The organism is Winogradskyella poriferorum (assembly GCF_036553625.1).
Classification (GTDB): Bacteria; Bacteroidota; Bacteroidia; order Flavobacteriales; family Flavobacteriaceae; genus Winogradskyella; species Winogradskyella poriferorum.
Genome location: NZ_JAZHOU010000002.1, coordinates 660,569 through 680,857, shown reverse-complemented (window position 1 = coordinate 680,857; position 20,289 = coordinate 660,569). Strand labels below are relative to the sequence as shown.

Genomic DNA, 20,289 nt, shown 5'->3' with positions numbered 1-20,289 from the left:
AATCTTGGCTTATTATTTTTTAGCTTCTACCAGCTCTAAAAGATCTACACTTACATTGGTTGTAAACAAACCATAGTTTACTGTTGCTTTACCTTTTTCAATAGCATCTATACTACCAACCGCTTTACCATCATGCATGCGTACACGATCACCAACCTTAAGGATAGGTTTAGGTTTTTCTACAACAACCTCTTTCTTTTTAGCTTCCTTTTTCTTTTTTCGGATAGCTTCAACCTTTTTCTCAGCTTCTTGTTTTATCTGCTTTTCTTTAGCTTTTTCGGCACGTTTTTGTTTTGCTGATATTTTTTTTCGTTTAGAATTTTCTATCTGAACTAAACGAAATAACTCTGCCATTAACTCACGCTTTTTCTTGTTATTCTGAAATTTTTTAGCCAGATCATTTACTTTCTGACCAAGATAAATTAAGCGTTGGTTGCTATCATATAACTCTTGAAAGCTTTCTAACTTTTTCTGGATTTTTTCATTAGTTTCTTCTAACTTTTCTGCTTCAGAAAGCTTTTTCTTTTCATTAGCTTTTAGCGATTGTTCGGTTTTTTCTAAACGGCTGCGCTGTTTCTGTAATTTCGCAATTGTGGCATCAAACCTCACTTTACCACGTTCAATCTTCTTTTTTGATTTGTTGATTAAACTGTATGGTATGCCGTTCTTCTGAGCAACTTCAAACGTAAAAGAACTTCCTGCTTGTCCAGTCACTAACTTATACATAGGTTCTAAGCTTTTTTCATTAAAAAGCATATTGGCATTTTGCATGTGTGGCAATTCATTAGCCAAAAGTTTTAAGTTAGAGTAGTGGGTAGTAATTATGCCGAAAGCTTTACGCTCATAAAACACTTCTAAAAAAGTTTCTGCCAAAGCTCCACCAAGTTCAGGGTCACTACCTGTACCAAATTCATCAATTAGAAAAAGTGTTTTATTATTAACCTTCTTTAAGAAATAATTCATTTGTTTCAGTCGGTAGCTGTATGTGCTTAAGTGGTTTTCTATAGATTGATTATCGCCAATATCACTTACTACGCGATCAAAAAGACATGCCACACTGCGCTCATGAACAGGAATTAGCATACCACTTTGTAGCATAATTTGTAACAAGCCAACGGTTTTTAACGTGATACTTTTTCCACCAGCATTTGGACCTGAAATAACAATAATTCTATTAGCACTACTTAACGCTACAGTCTGCGGAAATGTTTTTTCACCTTTTTCTATGTTTGTTAAATAGAGTAGTGGATGGTATGCATCTTTCAAAAATAGATTACGCTCATTGGTGAGTTCTGGCAATATGGCATTCATGCTTCTGGCATATTTAGCCTTTGCAGCAATAACATCTATCTTGGTTAAAAACGTTTGGTAATCATTAAGAAGCGGGAGAAAAAGCCTTATATAATTGGTTAATTCTTTAAGAATTTTAATGACTTCCTCTTTTTCTTCATATTCTAGATTGTTAAGTTCTCTGGTATGTTGTAGTGTAGTTTCTGGCTCTATGTAAACAATACTACCAGTTTTGCTTCCACCCATTATAGCACCTTTTACCTTACGTCTGTACATGGCTTTTACCGCCAGTACACGTCTGTTGTCTACAACAGATTCTCTAATATCATCTAGATAATCTAGACCATGATATCTTGTTAATGCTGAAGAAAAACTGCTGTTAATTTTACCTTTTAACTTCCCTATTTCTTGACGTAACGAGGAAAGTTGTGGTGAAGCTTCATCTTTAATATCACCAAAGCGATCTACAACCGCATCAACCTGTTCAATAATAGCCGTAGTAATTTCAATATGACTACTATACTGATTTAATTTTGGGTAGTATTCTTTAAACTTTTCTAAAAATTTAACTATGGCGTTAGATGTGAGTGATATACTAACCAGCTTTTGCAAACTTGCAACTTCTAAATAAGTATTTTCAATACTTAAAAGTTTAATTTCTTTAGAAATTGGTTCAAAACTATGATTAGGAATTCGGTTATCGTTGTCAAACGAAGATAAGTATTCATTTACGTAATCTAACTCACGTACTAATTGTGTTTCAATTTCAATAGGACGCACATTTAGAACAGCTTCTTTACCTAAAGCTGTTATTGTATGATCTGAAATTTGTTGCAAAACCGTAAAGAACTCGACATCTTTTAAGGTTTTTTCATGAATACGTATCATGATAATTTTAAATTTTTAGAATTGCAAATTTAGGGTAAATGTTGTGATAAGCCTAACAGCTATAAAGATTGCTAATCGTTATTTTTGAAACCTATGAGTAAATCAATTTAAATTGCACTAAATTGATTTTTTTAAAAGCTAAAATTATATAATAAGTATTATTAAGAGCAAACAAGATTAATTATGAAAGTTGATATTCATCCAAGTTGGGAACCGCATTTACAAGCTGAATTTAATAAACCTTACTTTAAGAATCTTACATATTTTGTAAAAGCTGAATATAAAAACCATGAATGTTTTCCTAAAGGTTCTGAGATATTTAATGCTTTTAATCATTGTTCCTTTGATAATACCAAAGTTGTTATAATTGGACAAGATCCATATCATGGTGTAGGTCAAGCGAATGGCCTGTGCTTTTCTGTTAATGAAGGTATTCCTCATCCACCTTCATTAGTTAATATTTTTAAAGAAATAGAAACTGACTTGGGTTTTGCATACCCTAAAAGTGGTAACCTAATGCCTTGGGCAAAACAAGGCATACTATTATTAAATGCTACTCTTACAGTTAGAGCACACCAAGCAGGAAGTCACCAAAATAAAGGTTGGGAACAATTTACCGATGCTGTTATAAAACTTATAAGTGAGAAAAAACAAAATGTAATTTTCTTACTTTGGGGAGGTTTTGCGAAAAAGAAAAAGAAACTTATAGATATATCTTCCCACTCAATTTTAGAAACAGGACACCCTTCTCCATTAAGTGCTAATAGAGGTTATTGGTTTGGAAATAAGCACTTTAGTAAAACTAACTACCTGTTGCAGCAAGTTGACCAGTCGGTAATTGATTGGAAACTAGAGTAGGAGTAGGTCTTTCTGTACGGATTATATGAGGTTTTTTGTTTTCAACTTTTTTAGACGATTTGTTACAACTAAACATTAATAACAAAAAGTTAATAGCAACTAAAAAAGAAAGAATCAGAGTAATTGTTAATAGCATATTAATCTGTTTTTTATATTAAAAGAATTATAAGGGCGTGACAAATATAACTAAAAAATTGAAAATCTGATATTTATAAGCGTTTTAAGTAGGAAAAATTGCATTAAACAGTTGATAAATTGTGTTTTTAATCGAAAAAAACATACGTTTTATCGGTGTTTTTTAAGGATTTAGCAATTTAACATCTTATTAATAAGAGATTGTTAAATTTTGGTAACCAAATTTGAATAATTCACTTTTTTTGAGATAATATCTAATTTAAGGAGTTCATCCTGAACCTTTTCTATTGTTTTTTCATCAATGACATCTTGAGACCATTCGGTTATGGATAACCATTCTTGTACATCTTCAATCTCTTGGTCGTAACGATTAGAAATTGTTCTATCAATACTAGGTATGGACTTAAAATCTAATGTGGTGGTGTTGATTATGTCTAAAATTATTTTAAGCTCTTCTTTATTGTTTTCAATAAACTCATCTCTTACAGCTATAACAAAACAAGGCCATGGTGAAGGACACTCTCCAATACGTCGAAAGGTGCCATCATCTACCAAGGGTTTTGTTGTAAACTTTTCCCACATGAAATAGTCTGCATCACCATTAGTTAGCCCTTCTACCGCTCCTGTTAAATTTTTTATAACTTCAAAATTAAGATCTGTGTCTAAATTCCAGTTGTTATTTTTAGCGTTAATATATGCCATTAAATGCGAACCTGAACCATATCTACTTATTGCAGCTCTTGTACCTTTTATGTCTTTTATTGTTTTAAATTCAGATTTGTCAGCGACATGAATTCCCCAAATTAATGGCGTTTCTACAAAGGTTTGTACTATACTTGATGGGTTACCATCAATAATGTCTTTTATAATTCCTTCTGTTAAAATAACCGCAATATCAATTTCTCCAGAACGTAAGCTTTTACACATAGCACCAGTTCCGCCAAAATAATCGTGCCAACGAAGATTAATACCTTCTGCTTTATATTCACCGTTTTTTAGGGTTAAATACCAAGCTAAATTAAAGTGCTCCGGAACTCCACCAATGTTTACTTGCTTCATCTATGCTATATGTGTTTGTATTAAATTAATTTTAATTAGTAAGTATGTGTTTTATATGTTCACAATTCTTTCAAGGGCATAGATAATTAATTTTTCTACTGTACCTTTTGGATCTTTACTAAAATCTCCTGTTGCTCTATTGGCTATAATAGCATTTAGAGATAAAGCCTCATGTCCTAATAGTTTTGATAATCCATAAATTACAGAAGTCTCCATCTCAAAATTTGTGATTCTAAATTCTTTGTAATTAAAGTTATCTAATTTTGAATTCAAAGTCGGATCATGCAATGGCAGACGCAAAACACGGCCTTGTGGACCGTAAAATCCACCTGCAGTACCTGTCATGCCTTTAAATACTATATCACTTTCAAAATACTTCTCTAAGTACTTACTATTATTTATAATTATTGGTCTTGCTTTGTTTTTGTCCCAATTTGTATGTGCTATAAATGCATCTTCAATTTCTGGATTACTAATACCATTAATTTGATAAAAATGAAGCATACCATTAATATCTAAACCGTGTGTGCTTAACACAAAAGCATCAACAGGTATATCTGCTTGTAATGAGCCAGATGTACCAATTCTAATGATATTAAGACTGGTTAATTGTGTTTTTGGCTTACGTGTATTTAAGTCTATATTCACTAAAGCATCAAGCTCATTAAGAACTATATCTATGTTATCTGGTCCTATTCCTGTAGATAATACAGTAATTCTTCGATCTTTGTAATAACCTGTTTGAGTTTTAAACTCTCTTTTTTGAGTGCTAAACTCAATGCTATCAAAATGTTTGGTAATTTTCTCTACACGATCTTGGTCACCAACAAATATGATGGTGTCTGAGATATTTTCTGGTTTTAAATTTAAATGGTAAACACTACCATCTGGATTTAATATAAGCTCTGAATCTTTAATTGACATGTAATATAGTCTTTACAAGTTTATTTTGGTCTACACTAAACTGAAACTCTAATCGATTAACACCTCCGTAAGTTAAATCATTATTAACTTCATTAGCGAAATTGTGTTGCCTTAATAGGGCTTCATGTCCCTTTCTGTTTAATTTAAGACTGGTTTCGTCTTCTTCAAAAAATATACTAAGCTTTTCTATTAATCGACTATGTTGTGAGTCTCCATAACCATAATAGCCTTGATAATTAAGACTGTATCCCAATAAATGATGCTTAGATTTTATGTCATTATCTCTAACAATACGAAGTATATTGTCTTCTAATACACTAAGTCCGCTTTTTTGATGCGGAAAACGTTTTAGGTGAGCCTTTAAGCAATTACTCATATATTTAAAGCTGGATTCCTTTACGATATAAGGTTTTAAAATATTATGGTCTTTACCACAATATGTTCTCCATAATGTAATTGCTAGCTCTTTATCATGGTCGGTTAATTTTACTCTTTTATTGTAATGATCTAGCAGTTGAGATCTTGTAAGTTCACCAAGCCCTTTAAGATTTTTTTCTCCTGCTACACGACCACTACAAATTAAATATAAAGGTTTTTTTATCTCTCGTTGGTGTAGTAAGTTTAATACCCCTAAAAGATTAATATGGCAGAACAAATCATACTCAAACCAAAGATGAATTTCGTCGTATTTATCAGTGTTGTCTAGTTTAGACAACTCTTTTTTAAGTTCATATTCATCAACTTCTATATCATAGTATTCTTTTAGAAAATGACTTCTTATTTCAAAAAACTCATCAGAATCTATTTTTGGAATGGTTGGTCCTTCACACAGCATTTCTTGCCATGTTAATATATCGTCCTTAAAATCGAGATCTCTTAAATATTCGGTAAGTGCACTACCATTTGTAATATGAAGAATCTGTTTCGTCATAAAATTAACCTCCAACACGTTTTACATTAAATCCTTTTTCTTTGAGAAGAGTCATTATTTTATCTCTATAATCTCCTTGGATGATAATTTTATCATCTTTAAAACTACCACCAACACTCAGCTTGGTTTTTAGTTCTTTAGCAAGTTTTTTAAAGTCTTCTGTTGCTCCAGTATAACCTTCTAGAATGGTTATTGGCTTTCCTTTCCGTTTCTCATATTTGCATATTATAGGATCATCTTGCAACCAAATGTCACTTTGTTTATCACTATTATCTTCTTCGGAAGGCTCTGGTACGTGATCTGGAAATAAATTTTTTAATTGATCTTTTAAGTCCATTATTTTTTAATCAATCCAAGTTCAACTAAACGCTCATTCAAAAACTCGCCAGCTGTGATATCATCATATAATTTAGGATTGTCTTCATCAATACAACTTTCTAAAACATCCAATTTCATTTCACTAATAGGATGCATAAAGAAAGGTATTGAGTAGCGTGACGTTCCCCATAATTCTCTTGGTGGATTAACAACGCGATGAATCGTAGATTTTAATTTGTTGTTTGAGTGTCTTGATAACATATCACCAACGTTTATCATTAATTCATCTGGCTCTGCAATGGCATCTAGCCATTCGCCATCATGTCTTTGTACTTGTAAACCTCTTCCTTGAGCACCCATTAAAAGAGTAATAAGGTTAATATCTCCATGAGCTGCGGCTCTAACTGCATTTTTAGGCTCTTCGGTAATAGGTGGATAGTGAATTGGTCTTAAGATAGAATTTCCATTATGAATATAATTATCAAAATAAGTTTCTTCTAAACCTAGGTGCAATGCTAAGGCTCGTAAAACATATTTTGCTGTTTTCTCTAACATCTGATAGGTTTCTTTACCTACCTTGTTGAATTCCGGAAGTTCTTTCACTTCAACATTTTCTGGGTATTCCTTTTTGCGTTCCTCATCATCTTCAACGTATTGCCCAAAATGCCAAAATTCTTTTAAGTCACCTTCTTTCTTGCCTTTAGCACTTTCTTTTCCAAAAGATACATAGCCTCTTTGACCTCCAATACCTGGTATTTCATAACTTTCCTTAACCTCTAGAGGTAAATCAAAAAAGTTTTTAACCTCTTTATAAAGTCTGTCCACTAATTCATCATCTAAAAAATGTCCTTTTAAAGCTACAAACCCTATGTCTTGATATGCTTTACCAATTTCATCAATAAATTTTTGTTTTCTATTTGGGTCTTCTGAAAGGAAATCCTTTAAATCTACACTAGGTATTCTATCCATTGGAATTTTATTTAAAAATTAAGTCAATATACAAAAGTAACGAAATAGTAGTAAAATATAAACACGAAGAAAAGACATTTGAAACTTCAATTATATAATATTAGAGCATTTTATTTACATTTGATGCAATATAATTTTCAATATATATGCCTACCATTACCAAAAGCAATATAGAATACGATAAGCGTAATTTAAATGATAAAGTATTGCTTAAGCTTTATTATAATATGCTAAAACCTCGACTCATAGAGGAAAAAATGCTAATACTGCTACGGCAAGGAAAAGTATCTAAGTGGTTTTCTGGTATTGGACAAGAAGCTATTTCGGTCGGTGTAACAATGGCTCTAAAGCCAAGCGAATACATCTTACCAATGCATAGAAACTTAGGTGTTTTCACAACAAGAGAGATTCCGCTTCATCGTTTATTCTGTCAGTGGCAAGGTAAGGCTAGCGGCTTTACTAAAGGAAGAGATAGATCTTTTCATTTTGGTACACAAGAATATAAAATTGTAGGAATGATATCTCATTTAGGGCCTCAGCTTGGTGTTGCAGATGGAATTGCTTTAGCTAATATTTTAAAAAATAACGGACAGGTTACAGCAGTCTTCACAGGTGAAGGAGGTACAAGCGAAGGTGATTTTCATGAAGCTCTCAATGTAGCTTCAGTTTGGCAATTGCCTGTCATTTTTTGTATTGAGAATAACGGTTACGGTTTGTCTACTCCAACCAATGAGCAATATTATTGTAAGCATTTGGCAGATAGAGGTAAAGGGTATGGTATAGAATCTTTTATTCTAGATGGTAACAATATTATTGAAACTTACACTAAGGTTAAAAAGCTAGCTGAAAGTATAAGAAAGCGTCCAAGACCAATTTTAATTGAGTTTAAAACATTTAGACGGAGAGGTCATGAAGAGGCTAGTGGCACAAAATATGTTCCTAAAGAGTTAATGGAAGAGTGGGAATCAAAAGACCCTATCGAAAACTTTAGAAGTTACCTTTTTAGTAAAAAAATATTATCAGCCGAAATTGACGATAAATATGTGTCGGAAATTAAAGCCGAAATTGACGCTTCATTAGAATCTGCATATGCTGAGGCCGAAATTACACCTTCTGAAAGTATAGAATTAAATGATATATATCAATCATTTGATTATGAAGAATATAGTCCAAACAGCGAAACGAAAGAACTTCGTCTTATAGACGCTATTTCTGAAGGTTTAAAACAATCTATGGAAAAGCATAAGGACTTGGTAATTATGGGACAAGATATTGCCGAGTATGGTGGTGTTTTTAAAATTACAGAAGGCTTTGTTAATAAATTTGGTAAGGAAAGAGTTCGTAATACGCCTATATGCGAATCTGCTATTGTCGAAACAGGTATGGGTCTATCTATAGCAGGTATGAAAGCTGTTGTAGAAATGCAATTCTCAGATTTTGTTACTTCTGGCTTTAACCCTATTGTTAATTATTTAGCAAAGTCTCATTACCGCTGGAAACAAAATGCAGATGTAGTTGTACGTATGCCTTGTGGAGCTGGTGTTGCAGCAGGTCCTTTTCATTCACAAACTAATGAAGCTTGGTTTACTAAAACACCTGGTCTTAAAGTAGTTTATCCTGCATTTCCATATGATGCTAAGGGCTTATTAGCATCAGCAATTAACGATCCTAATCCTGTAATGTTTTTTGAACACAAAGCACTGTATAGAAGCATTAGACAAGATGTACCAACTAATTACTACACATTGCCTTTTGGTAAAGCTTCTCTCATCAAAGAAGGTGATGAAGTTACTATTATTACTTATGGCGCTGGTGTACATTGGGCTTTAGAAACTTTAGATGCTAATCCCAACATTTCCGCAGATTTAATTGATTTAAGGACACTTCAGCCTTTAGACAAAAAAGCAATATTGAATTCTGTTAAACAGACAGGTAAAGCAATTATTCTTCAGGAAGATAGTATGTTTGGTGGCATTGCTAGCGATATTTCTGCAATGCTAATGGAAGACTGTTTTGAGTATTTAGACGCTCCTGTAAAACGTGTTGCAAGCTTGGAAACACCAATACCTTTTGCACCACAATTGGAACAACAGTATTTGGCAAAAGGGAAATTCAAAGAGGCTTTATTAGATCTTCTTTCATATTAATTATACTTGCGTATACATCTGCTAATTAAAACTTTACTGAAAAAATGTCAGTGTTGCTGAAATTTTTGCACAAAATTTCTAATGGCATTTATTTTGCAAATAATATTCAAAATAATTGTTTAATTTAAATTTTAAAACTTATGAGTAATTTAATTCCAACAGTAAAAAATGGTAGTGAATCAAATTCAGGTTTAGGTTTTAAATCACTACCGAGTTTATCATCTTGGATGGATGATATCATCAACAAAAGTTTTGGTAATGAGTTTATGTCTAATTTCAATACAGGCATTACATTACCAGCAGTAAATGTTTTAGATAATGACGAGGAGTATATTGTTGAAATGGCAGTGCCAGGTTTAAAAAAATCAGATTTTGATGTCAGTTTAGACAATCAAATGTTATCAATTTCTGCCGAGCTAAATACAGAGAATGAAGAAACAAGTGAAAATTATACAAGACGTGAATTCGGTTATTCTTCTTTTAAGCGTTCATTCTCGTTGCCAGAAACAATAGAAACAGAAAAAATTAATGCCAAATATGAAGACGGTATCTTAAAGGTAATTTTACCAAAAAGAGATGAAGCCAAGAAAAAGCCTATTAAGCAAATCAATATTTCTTAAGGTATGTAATAAAAGATTTTTAGTTTTAAAGCCAGCAGTAGCTGGCTTTTTATTTTCCCCTGTTTTTTATGAATATTTATCTTAAATAATTATGCTTTTTGTCGGATAATTTGATTTTTTATCGATTGTTAATTATTTCTTAACATTTTTATTAGTCATATAGATTTATAGCTTTAATTTTAAAGATTCCTAATAATTAATACTTATGAAAATTAAATTACTCTTAACCCTTTTTATGGCTTCGATGCTCTCTTTTGCTCAAGTCATACCCGATGAAGTAAAGCCTCCAAGCTGGTCTATGTCAAACATACCAAACGTTAAAGCATATAAACTTCCTTCTTTTAATTTAAAAAAATTACAAGAGGAAGATATAATTAATGATAAAGATAAATCTAAGCCTTGGAGATTTGGTCATGATATATATGTAGATCATGATTTTAATGAAGTTGGTAAATGGACAACGCTAAATAATGGAGACAGAATTTGGAGAATGTCCTATTATTCTGAAAACGCAACTTCATTAAATTTTATGTTCGATGTATTTAAATTGCCTGAAGGTGCAAAGCTTTATGTGTATAACGATGCCAAAGATGATCTTTTAAGACCTTTTACGCACAACAACAATAACCCAGAAGAAGTACTTGGTACTTGGCTTGTTAATGGTGATAAGGCATGGATAGAATATTATGAGCCAGCTAATGCAGTTGGAGAAGCTAAATTAACAATTGGCTCAGTTATTCATGGATACAGAACAGCGGAGACGTATCAAAAAGCACTTAATGATTCTGGTGCTTGTAATCAAGATGTAGACTGTGATATTACTCCGTCTGGTGAAGATCCTTACGGAATAGATAATATAAAAGAAAATATTAAACACGCATCAGCAATGATTACCGTTGGTGGTGGTACTGGTATATGTTCTGGTACGCTCATCAATAATACAAGTAATGATGGTACACCTTATTTTATGACAGCAAATCACTGTAGTGGTGGCGAAGGTAGTTGGGCTTTTAGGTTTAATTGGAGAAGCCCAAATCCATCTTGTTCTACAACAACCAATAGTACTAATGGCTCATTTAATCAAACGGTTAGTGGTTCGGTAGTTAGAGCTAGCAGCTCTCAATCTGATATGGAATTAGTAGAAATTACAGATACAAGTTTCTTTAATGGTAATCCAGATGTAGTTTGGGTTGGATGGAATAGATCAACAACACAAGTTCCTGCTCTTAACTTTGGTATTCACCATCCTAGTGGTGATATACAAAAAGTATGTAGAGATGATGATGGAGCCACAAGACAAACCATACCTTTTAACGGAAATGCCAATACCCAAATGTGGTATATTACAGAGTGGGAATTAGGTGTTACAGAACCCGGTTCTTCAGGATCTGGTTTATTTAATGAAGAAGGGCATTTAATAGGTGTACTATCTGGTGGTGGCGCGGCTTGTACTGGTACTAGTAATAATGGTCAACCAGATTTTTATGGAAGATTTGGTGTAGCATGGAGTTTTGGTACTACTGCAGCAACAAGAGTTAGCGACTGGCTAGACCCAACTAACACAGGAGATGTTAGTATAGGTCAATACCCTGAAGTACAAATTTTTGACAATGATGCTTCTGTAACTTTAGCTTCTGGTGGAGATAACGCTTGTTATGCAGATTTTATGCCTGAAATTGCATTAATCAATAGAGGAAGTTTAAATTTAACTTCTGCAACTGTTACATACTCTTTAGACGGAGGTGCAAATACAGTTGTTAATTGGACTGGTTCTCTTGCTAACAATGCTCAGACAGTTGTTGCAACACCATCTTACACAGATTTAGCTACTGGTGCACATACATTTAATATTTCTGTATCTAGTCCAAACGGTGTTCCGGATGAAAACACAATCAATGATACATTTACTTTAGATTTTGATGTTGCACCATCGTTTACTACTACAGAAGTAGTATTAAATGTTACAACAGATAGTTTTGGTGACGAAACATCGTGGGAATTGTTAGATAGCTCTAATAATTTAGTTATTAGTGGTCCAGCTGTAGATTACGCTGATAATTCGACGTACCAGGAAATCATTACGATACCAGTCCTAGACGAATGCTATAGTTTTTCAATTTTTGATTCCTACGGAGACGGAATATGCTGTAGCTGGGGAAATGGGTCTTACAGTTTAGAGGATGAAAATGGAAATGTTATTATATCTGGTGGAAACTTTGGTAATTCTGAATCAGTTACATTTACCGCTAAAGATGCCTTAAGTATAAATGATTATAGTTTAGAAAATGTCGTGGATTTTTATCCTAATCCTGTAAATAATAATCTTAATGTTGTATTTAATTCTATAAATGAAGATGTACAATTTGAAATGTACAATGCTTTAGGTCAACAAATTTCTAAAGGAAATTTTAGTTCTAACACAACATCTCATAATATAAATATGTCACAATATCAAAGTGGTATTTACTTTATAAAGCTTACTTCTGGATCCAGAAGCTTAACGCAAAAGATTGTGAAGGACTAATCAAAATATTATAGTAGAATAAAAAAAACCAACACCTTTATTGTGTTGGTTTTTTATTTTAAGGTTTTTGGGTGATGAATCCAAATCATAATTTAATGTTTTCTAAGTCATCATCTAAACTGTGAGATGTATTGACAATTTTTGATAAGGCTTTCATAATTGATTTGATTTAATGATTGATGAATTACGTTATTATCTATAACGTCTTTTGCTGTTCCAAGTATAGATTCTAGTTTCTGTAGTTGTACTTGTTAATTGATTGTTGTTTAAAGTTCTCATGATTTTTGTTTTTTAATTGATTACACTAAATAGACGACGAAAAGATAAAAATGTTACACTCTTATGAACTAGAGAGTTAGAGTTTAACAAATTTTAACTTTATACGTATCTATAATACTATGAAAGTTAAAGCTCTTATTGAAACAAGTTACGTACACAAAGCAAAAAAATGGGGCAAAAAAGGTAAACATTGAGTATTGCATCAAAAGGAATGAAACATTACTCTAATTGCGTTTCACCATAACCTCAGAAACAATAAAAGGATATGCTTTCTTTACAGTTATTAACTCTTCATCTGTTATTTGACTTGGTGTTTTATTAAACTTCATTTCAATATACCGAGCTCTTAATTCGTAGTATGCTTTTGTAATTTCATCTTGTATAGAAATAAACAATTCATATTTGGTTAAAGCATCATGACTTAAAGAAATAACCGCTTCTCTAGGATGGTCAGATGCTTCTGACAGCTTATCTCCAGTACAATAATCACATTCAGATGCTCCATTATTATCTACAAAAGCTCCAACAATGTCTTTAACCTCTTCAAGTTTTACCAATTTGTTTTCAATAAAAATTTCCTGTTTATGATTTAGACTAATTCTTAAAAGATTTCGTTCATTTATGTCTTTTATACACTCCTTAATATCGGGACAATCACTAGGTAATTGTCTTAGTATGCCTTTATCAGCTGAAATGGTCGTTGTTACTAAAAAGAAGATAAGTAACAGAAAGGCAATGTCTGCCATAGATCCTGCGTTGACCGTCGCAGAATGTCTTCGAAATGATTTCATATTGTAAATATTTAAAATGTTAATATTTTCTTAATCACAATAACAGTACCAATCTTGTTAAAGGTTATTAACAAAGCATAACAAAAACACTTACAATATGTTATTTTTGCAAAATTAACGTTAGAGTATACAACTTTATGTCTACAGACACCATTAAAGATACAACATCAGAAAAAAAGCTTTACGATTATCAAATTAAGGATTTGTATCGCATTTTTGATGTTATGGCAGAAGAAGCAGACAACTATAATTTGCTATATCAATTGCCAACTGGTGGTGGTAAAACGGTAATTTTTTCTGAAATCGTAAGGCGTTACATAGAAAAGCATAAGAAAAAAGTAGTAATACTTACCCACAGAATTGAGTTATGCAAACAAACATCTAATGTACTCACAGGCTTTAACGTTAAGAATAAGGTGATTAACAGTAAGGTAAAAACATTACCAGACCAAGACGAGTACCAGTGTTTTGTGGCTATGGTTGAAACTTTAAATAACCGTTTGTCTGATAATGATTTTCAACTAAAAAATGTTGGTCTCGTTATTATAGACGAAGCACATTATAATTCTTTCAGAAAGCTTTTTAAGTTTTTTGAACATTGCTTTATCCTTGGTGTTACTGCAACTCCTTTGAGTAGTAATATTAAGTTACCAATGAAGGATAATTATGATAGACTCATTGTTGGTGACGATATTTCTACCTTAATAAATAATGGGTTTTTAGCTAGCGCAGAAGTGTATCATTATGACGTTGGCTTAACCTCTTTAAAAATTGGTATTAACGGAGATTATACCGTAAAATCCTCTGAGGCATTATACACCAACTCATTAATGCAAACCAAACTACTTGCTGCGTATGAAGAGTTGGCAAAAGGCAAAAAGACCTTAATCTTTAATAATGGTATTTACACCTCAAAAGAAGTCTATTACACTTTTAAGAAAGCTGGTTACAACGTTAGACATTTAGATAATACAGCTAGTAAACAAGAACGTAAGGAGGTTTTAAAATGGTTTAAACATACACCAGATGCTGTTTTAACTTCTGTTAGTATACTTACCACTGGTTTTGATGAACCTTCAGTAGAATCTATTATTTTAAATAGAGCAACACGATCATTGACCTTATATTTTCAGATGATAGGACGTGGTAGCCGTATTTATAAGGATAGAAATACATTTCAGGTTATAGATTTGGGTAATAATGTATCGCGTTTTGGGCCTTGGAGCCAACCAGTAGATTGGCAACATATTTTCAAATATCCAGATTTATATCTCGAAAACATTATTGATGACGAGTCTTTAGAGCGTGATTTTGTATACGTTATGCCAGATACATTGAAAGAGAAATTTAAAAACTCAGACAATCTTGAGTTTGATGTTAAAGCTGAGTATAAAGATGTTATAGGTTCTGGTAAAAAATCGTTTACAGTTATAGAGCGTTCTATAGAACAGCATTCTAAGATCTGCATAGAGAATAGTAAAGATGTGTATGATGCCAGAAACTTAGTAAAGTTATTACAGGACGAAATTGCCTACCGTATTAAACAATATTGTTACTGCATAATGAATAGTACAGATAACTATAAAGATTGGTTGTTTGAAGAGTATAACCGAAAATTACGTATTAGCTTCAATGGTAAGTTTTAACGTTTTTTTGTAAGGAAATACATTTTTATACGTTTATTTTGAAATAGGTATGGTTTTTGTTCCATAAGTTTATGAAAAGTAAATTATTTTAACTTTGGTGAAAAGTTGTAGACATATATTATTTTTTTTCTTCCTTTTTACTTTTTCTGCTGCATTTTCTCAGGTAACAGATAAGGAGAAGAAAACTATACGTATTCCTGCCGAACCATCTAAGACAAAGAAGGATACACTTCCTGCTAAAATAAAAGTAGCACCAAAGCTTGATAAAGAAGAAGACAAATCAAGTGGTGAGGATGACGAAAAGAAGAAGTTTGTCATTAAAAAATCTAATAAACCATTTTCTATGATTGAAGAAGATGGTCTAAAGAGTCCTTCTGAAATCTTTGAGAAGCGTTGGAGCAAAGATTTGGAGAAAGGAGGCGTTATAAAGACAATGTCAGATCAGTTTTTAGGCGAACATCGTGTTGACACCAAATTTGTAAATATTATATGCAGAGATCACGAATATCCAGATGGTGATCGGGTTAGTATTTCTATAAATGGAGTTCTTATAAAAAATAGCTTACTACTAACCAGTAGCTACAGAAGGGTAGAGGCAGATTTAATTCAGGGTAAAAATACAGTTGAAATTACAGCATTAAACCAAGGTGAATCTGGCCCTAATACCGCTGAGTTTATTGTTTATGATGACCAAGGAAAGGAAATCTCTTCTAAAGAATGGAATTTGCTAACAGGTGTTAAGGCTATCATTGTATTCAACAATGAAAAAACAGTGATTAAGGAAAAAACTGAAGAAGAAAAAGCTGCTGAAAAAGAAGAAACTGCTTCTAATAACTAATCGTTTTAATTTCAGCAGGTTTCATTGTTTCTAATTTATAATTTCCAATTCTAACTCTTACTAAACGTAGTGTAGGAAAACCCACTTTTGCTGTCATTTTGCGAACTTGTCTAAACTTACCTTCCGCTAAAACTATTTTTAGCCAAGATGTTGGTCCATGCTTTTCGTCTCTTACAAAGCGATCCACAATATGAGATGTATCTTCTAGTAGTTCTGCATCACAAGGTTTCGTGAGATAAGGTTTTCCGTTTACAGAAATCTCTACACCATTTTTTAAAGTACCTATTTGTGTTTCAGTAATTATACCATCAACCATAACGTGATATTCCTTTTCAATTTTAGAACTGGTAATATAATTACTAAATTTTCCGTCTGTTGTAAGTAAAAGCAATCCTTCAGATTTTTCATCTAATCTACCAACTGCCATAATAGTTTCAGGAAGTTCAAATAATTCAGATAACAACTTTTTATTTTTCCGTTTATTTTGATTGTTCACAAACTGGCTTAAGTAACCATAAGGTTTATATATTTTATAATAACTGTCTTCCATTACCACCAAGTTATAAAGCATTTTGAGAGTTGATTATTTCCATTCTTAAGCCAACAAAGTGGAGACTGTTTTTTATCAATGTAAATCTGTAATAGAGCCAGAGTATTATCAAAATTTAGCCATTCCACATTTAACTTTGGTTCTACCAACCAATCTAATTTTTTGGGTATATAAAAAAGATAATTTACAAACAATTCTATTTCACTAAAATGAAAATAAAATCCTTGCACACAATCTTTATTCAAGGTATTAAATTCAATAAGACTTTTATTATAAGGCACAAATAACTGTGCTTTAAAATTCACAAACTGCTCAAAACTTGGACTATCAAATCCCAATGTTCTCAATGTCTCTTTAGTTTCAGGTTTATAAAGTAAAGGGAGTTGTTTTTGAGTTAGTTTTTCAAGTTTCAGCACTAAGCTATCGGTTCGGTTTGGTCCAATCCAATAATCTAAAAAATTTGAATATTCTTGAGTATCATCATACAAATAGAATTTATATGCAATCTCTAAATGTATTGGCTTTTCATCTTTGAGCAATAATAAATCGAGCTCACCAATAGTTTGCTTATTGTTTTTAATTTGAAGGTTTTCAGCAATAAATTCTATTCCTTCAATTTGTTGTAATTGAAAAGCCGTAAAGATTTCAATCCACTTTCCTAATCGTAATTTTTTCTGATGCCTTTCAATATTGTACATACTTCGGCTCGATGAGATTTTGAATTGCACAAGAGACTTTACAGCATCAAAATCCCAAAGTAATGGAGTGTTCTGAAAACCCTTAAACCTATCTTTAAAACCAAATTCTTTTTGCAATTCAATAATTTCTTTTCCGATTAAAGGATACAAAAATATCGAAAACCTAACTTATATCATGTTTTTTCTTTTGTATGAGAACTACCTTTAAGGGTATAATTTTCAAGGAATTTTAATATTCAAAATCTTATGACGTATGAAAGTATTCGATAACAAACACATTAAAAATGTGGCATTTGTTGGTGCGCATCGCTCTGGCAAAACCACATTATCTGAGACCATGCTCTTTGAAGCAGGTTTAATAAATAGAAGAGGTACAGTAGAGCAACAAAACACAGTTTCCGATTATCATGAATTTGAGCACCGTAGAGGTGCTTCTGTTTTTGCAACACCTTTGCATACTGAATGGCGCAACTACAAAATTAACATCATTGACACTCCAGGTTTAGACGATTTTATAGGTGAAATTATGTCGTCAATAAGAGTTGCTGATACTATAGTTACAGTAATTAATGCAAAACATGGTGCAGACATCGGTACAGAAATTATATGGAATTATGTAGATAAATACCATAAGCCTACATTATTTGTTATCAATAAAATTGATAGTGAAAAGGCTAATTTTGAAATGAGCTATAATAGTTTAAAAGAACTTGTTGGTAATAATGCTGTTTTAGTGCAGTATCCAATTAAAATTGATGGTGCACAATGTATCATAGATGTTTTAAAAATGAAATGCTACAAGTTTGGTCCAGATGGTGGTAAGCCAGAAAAATTACCAATTCCTGAAGATCAATTAGACTATGCCAATCAACTTCATAACGAGCTCGTAGAAAAAGCTGCTGAGAATGATGAAGAATTAATGGAGTTGTATTTTGAAAAAGGCACTCTTAACGAAGAAGAACTTCGCAAAGGCATTAAGTTAGGTATGCTAAACCACGACTTTTTCCCTGTATTCTGTGTTTCTGCATTAAAGGATATGGGAACCGGAAGACTTATGGGCTTTATAGATAATGTGGCGCCAGCTGCAGCAGATTTAAAACCAGAACAAACGTTAGAAGGAGATTTAGTAAAACCAGAAGTAGATGCAGACACATCTCTGTTTGTTTTTAAAACGATTTACCAACCAAATTTAGGTCAGATTACATTTTTTAAGGTAAAATCTGGTGAGGTTAATGTAAATGATAAGTTGTTTAATACTAGAACAGGTGAAAGCGAAACATTGAACCAGTTGTACATTATGGATGGTAAAGAAAAACATACTGTACAAAAATTGACTACTGGTGATATTGGTGCAACTACAAAACTAAAATATACTGAAACCAATGATACTTTAGCTACTAAGGCCGAAGCAGGAACCATTAAACCTATTAAGTTTCCTCAGCCACGTTTAGTAAAAGCTGTTTTTGCTGAAAATAGTAGTGATGAAGAGAAGTTAAGCGAAGCACTTAAGCGTATTCATAGCCAAGATCTAACAGTAGATTTAAGCTATAATACCGAAACGCATCAAACCTTAGTTGGTACACAAGGAGAATTACATTTGGCGACTTTAACTTGGATTCTTGAAAACATCTATGATGTAAAAGCTAGATTTGAAGCACCAAAAATTTCCTATCGTGAAACTATTCAGAGAAGTGCTACAGCAAATTACAGACATAAAAAACAAAGTGGTGGTTCTGGACAGTTTGGACAAGTTCATTTAAAAATTGAACCATATTACGAAGGAATGTCAGAACCTGAAGGTTTTTCAATTAGAGGTAGAGAAGAAGTAGACTTACCTTGGGATGGTAAATTGGTATTTTATAATTGCATTGTAGGTGGAGTTATAGATCAACGCTATTTACCTTCAATATTGAAAGGTATCTTAGAGGTTATGGATTCAGGACCATTAACTAAATCGTATATAAGAGATGTAAGAGTTATGGTATATGATGGTAAGATGCATGCTGTAGATTCTAATGACATATCCTTTAAAATTGCAGGATCTCATGCCTTTAGAGAAGCATTTTTAAATGCCAATCCTAAGCTTTTAGAACCAGTAGATCAAATGATATTATGTGTGCCAGAACAAATGGTGGGTAATGTAATGACAGAACTACAAAGTAGAAGAGCGATTATTCAAGGTATAGATACGGAAGTTAACTACCAGATTCTAAAATGTACAATTCCATCAGCAGAATTGACGGATTTTTCTACCCAATTGCGTTCACTAACACAAGGTAGAGCAACCTATTCAACAAAATTTGAAGGTTATGCATCAGTACCAAATCATATACAAAAAGAATTAGTAAAAGAACAGGAATTAATAACCACTTAAAAATATTGAGATATGCACAGTAAAGTAATGTATTTAAGCGATTTAAAGTTTAATATAGAAACGTGGAAAAGAGAGTTAAGATTTCATTTTAATGAGATGGATACGTTTCAAGAAAAGTTAGAAGAAGCAGTAGCGAGAATTGATGACCCAATAGCTTTGAAAAAGTTAGAAGTTTTTCAAAATAGAATAATGATAGAGAAAGATGCTATTTCGAAACTCTTACACAGATGCCGTAATAAAATGGCAAATATTAATAATGTAGATTTTAATGAAAATATTGATGGTAGACTTCAAAATGAACAACACACATTAAAAGAAGATATGCGCACATATATTAACCTACATTATGATCTTAAGGAAGAAATGATGGACTACTTTTTAGAAGTCCTTTAGTTCTATTCATAGCTTAATTTTTTGAATAAGCCACGATGATAAGTCGTGGCTTTTTCT

At 32.2% G+C, this 20,289-nt stretch carries 17 protein-coding genes; 8 read left to right on the top strand and 9 right to left on the bottom strand.

Annotated features, from left to right (window positions below; genetic code table 11):
* Positions 1 to 12 precede the first annotated feature (12 nt).
* The gene (locus V1468_RS09250) at positions 13 to 2,178 is read right to left on the bottom strand and encodes an endonuclease MutS2 (protein ID WP_331809955.1); all 2,166 of its coding nucleotides are present in this window, start codon (positions 2,176 to 2,178) and stop codon (positions 13 to 15) included.
* A gap of 183 nt (positions 2,179 to 2,361) precedes the next feature.
* Here V1468_RS09250 and V1468_RS09245 point away from each other — a divergent pair, with 183 nt between their 5' ends.
* Positions 2,362 to 3,036: a uracil-DNA glycosylase gene (locus tag V1468_RS09245; RefSeq protein WP_331809954.1), complete on the top strand. Its 675-nt coding sequence runs from the start codon at positions 2,362 to 2,364 to the stop codon at positions 3,034 to 3,036.
* Between the two features lie 339 nt (positions 3,037 to 3,375).
* Here the strand turns inward: V1468_RS09245 and V1468_RS09240 are convergent, their stop codons facing one another.
* Genes V1468_RS09240 through V1468_RS09220 form a run of 5 tightly spaced genes read right to left on the bottom strand, consistent with a single transcriptional unit; the run spans position 3,376 to position 7,372 of the window.
* Positions 3,376 to 4,230 carry a substrate-binding domain-containing protein gene (locus V1468_RS09240; protein WP_331809953.1) on the bottom strand — a complete coding sequence of 285 codons (855 nt, stop codon included), beginning with the start codon at positions 4,228 to 4,230 and terminating at the stop codon, positions 3,376 to 3,378.
* A 51-nt stretch (positions 4,231 to 4,281) separates the two neighbouring features.
* The gene (locus V1468_RS09235) at positions 4,282 to 5,154 is read right to left on the bottom strand and encodes a nucleoside phosphorylase (protein ID WP_331809952.1); all 873 of its coding nucleotides are present in this window, start codon (positions 5,152 to 5,154) and stop codon (positions 4,282 to 4,284) included.
* Positions 5,144 to 6,085: a DUF1835 domain-containing protein gene (locus tag V1468_RS09230; RefSeq protein WP_331809951.1), complete on the bottom strand. Its 942-nt coding sequence runs from the start codon at positions 6,083 to 6,085 to the stop codon at positions 5,144 to 5,146. The genes V1468_RS09235 and V1468_RS09230 overlap by 11 nt, the downstream gene beginning before the upstream one ends.
* Positions 6,086 to 6,089: 4 nt before the next feature.
* Positions 6,090 to 6,422, bottom strand: a complete 333-nt coding sequence (locus V1468_RS09225; RefSeq protein ID WP_331809950.1) for a translation initiation factor — start codon at positions 6,420 to 6,422, stop codon at positions 6,090 to 6,092.
* Positions 6,422 to 7,372, bottom strand: coding sequence for an isopenicillin N synthase family dioxygenase (locus tag V1468_RS09220; RefSeq protein WP_331809949.1), 951 nt, complete (start codon positions 7,370 to 7,372; stop codon positions 6,422 to 6,424). The genes V1468_RS09225 and V1468_RS09220 overlap by 1 nt, the downstream gene beginning before the upstream one ends.
* Before the next feature lie 146 nt (positions 7,373 to 7,518).
* On the opposite strand from V1468_RS09220, the gene V1468_RS09215 reads away from it, so the two are divergent.
* The 3 genes from V1468_RS09215 (at position 7,519) to V1468_RS09205 (ending at position 12,663) form a co-directional block, all read left to right on the top strand.
* Positions 7,519 to 9,519: an alpha-ketoacid dehydrogenase subunit alpha/beta gene (locus V1468_RS09215; protein WP_331809948.1), complete on the top strand. Its 2,001-nt coding sequence runs from the start codon at positions 7,519 to 7,521 to the stop codon at positions 9,517 to 9,519.
* A gap of 140 nt (positions 9,520 to 9,659) precedes the next feature.
* Complete coding sequence (locus V1468_RS09210) at positions 9,660 to 10,139, top strand: Hsp20/alpha crystallin family protein (RefSeq protein ID WP_331809947.1); 480 nt, start codon at positions 9,660 to 9,662, stop codon at positions 10,137 to 10,139.
* A 205-nt stretch (positions 10,140 to 10,344) separates the two neighbouring features.
* Positions 10,345 to 12,663, top strand: coding sequence for a T9SS type A sorting domain-containing protein (locus V1468_RS09205; RefSeq protein WP_331809946.1), 2,319 nt, complete (start codon positions 10,345 to 10,347; stop codon positions 12,661 to 12,663).
* Between the two features lie 503 nt (positions 12,664 to 13,166).
* Here the strand turns inward: V1468_RS09205 and V1468_RS09200 are convergent.
* Positions 13,167 to 13,733, bottom strand: coding sequence for an ExbD/TolR family protein (locus V1468_RS09200; protein ID WP_331809945.1), 567 nt, complete (start codon positions 13,731 to 13,733; stop codon positions 13,167 to 13,169).
* Positions 13,734 to 13,870: 137 nt separating this feature from the next.
* Between V1468_RS09200 and V1468_RS09195 the strand changes: the two genes are divergently transcribed.
* Complete coding sequence (locus V1468_RS09195; RefSeq protein ID WP_331809944.1) at positions 13,871 to 15,379, top strand: DEAD/DEAH box helicase; 1,509 nt, start codon at positions 13,871 to 13,873, stop codon at positions 15,377 to 15,379.
* 94 nt (positions 15,380 to 15,473) lie between these two features.
* On the top strand, positions 15,474 to 16,217 hold the full coding sequence (locus V1468_RS09190) for a hypothetical protein (RefSeq protein ID WP_331809943.1): 744 nt from the start codon (positions 15,474 to 15,476) through the stop codon (positions 16,215 to 16,217).
* On the opposite strand, the gene V1468_RS09185 is transcribed toward V1468_RS09190, so the two are convergent.
* Both V1468_RS09185 and V1468_RS09180 read right to left on the bottom strand, forming a co-directional pair.
* The gene (locus V1468_RS09185) at positions 16,207 to 16,767 is read right to left on the bottom strand and encodes a pseudouridine synthase (protein WP_331809942.1); all 561 of its coding nucleotides are present in this window, start codon (positions 16,765 to 16,767) and stop codon (positions 16,207 to 16,209) included. The two genes, V1468_RS09190 and V1468_RS09185, sit on opposite strands and share 11 nt — an antisense overlap.
* Positions 16,767 to 17,582 carry a DUF1853 family protein gene (locus tag V1468_RS09180; RefSeq protein WP_331809941.1) on the bottom strand — a complete coding sequence of 272 codons (816 nt, stop codon included), beginning with the start codon at positions 17,580 to 17,582 and terminating at the stop codon, positions 16,767 to 16,769. Before V1468_RS09180 ends, V1468_RS09185 begins: the two co-directional genes overlap by 1 nt.
* Positions 17,583 to 17,718: 136 nt before the next feature.
* Here V1468_RS09180 and V1468_RS09175 point away from each other — a divergent pair, with 136 nt between their 5' ends.
* Together V1468_RS09175 and V1468_RS09170 are read left to right on the top strand one after the other, a co-directional pair.
* Positions 17,719 to 19,839: an elongation factor G gene (locus tag V1468_RS09175; RefSeq protein WP_331809940.1), complete on the top strand. Its 2,121-nt coding sequence runs from the start codon at positions 17,719 to 17,721 to the stop codon at positions 19,837 to 19,839.
* Positions 19,840 to 19,851: 12 nt separating this feature from the next.
* Positions 19,852 to 20,232, top strand: coding sequence for a hypothetical protein (locus tag V1468_RS09170; RefSeq protein WP_331809939.1), 381 nt, complete (start codon positions 19,852 to 19,854; stop codon positions 20,230 to 20,232).
* Positions 20,233 to 20,289: the final 57 nt, after the last annotated feature.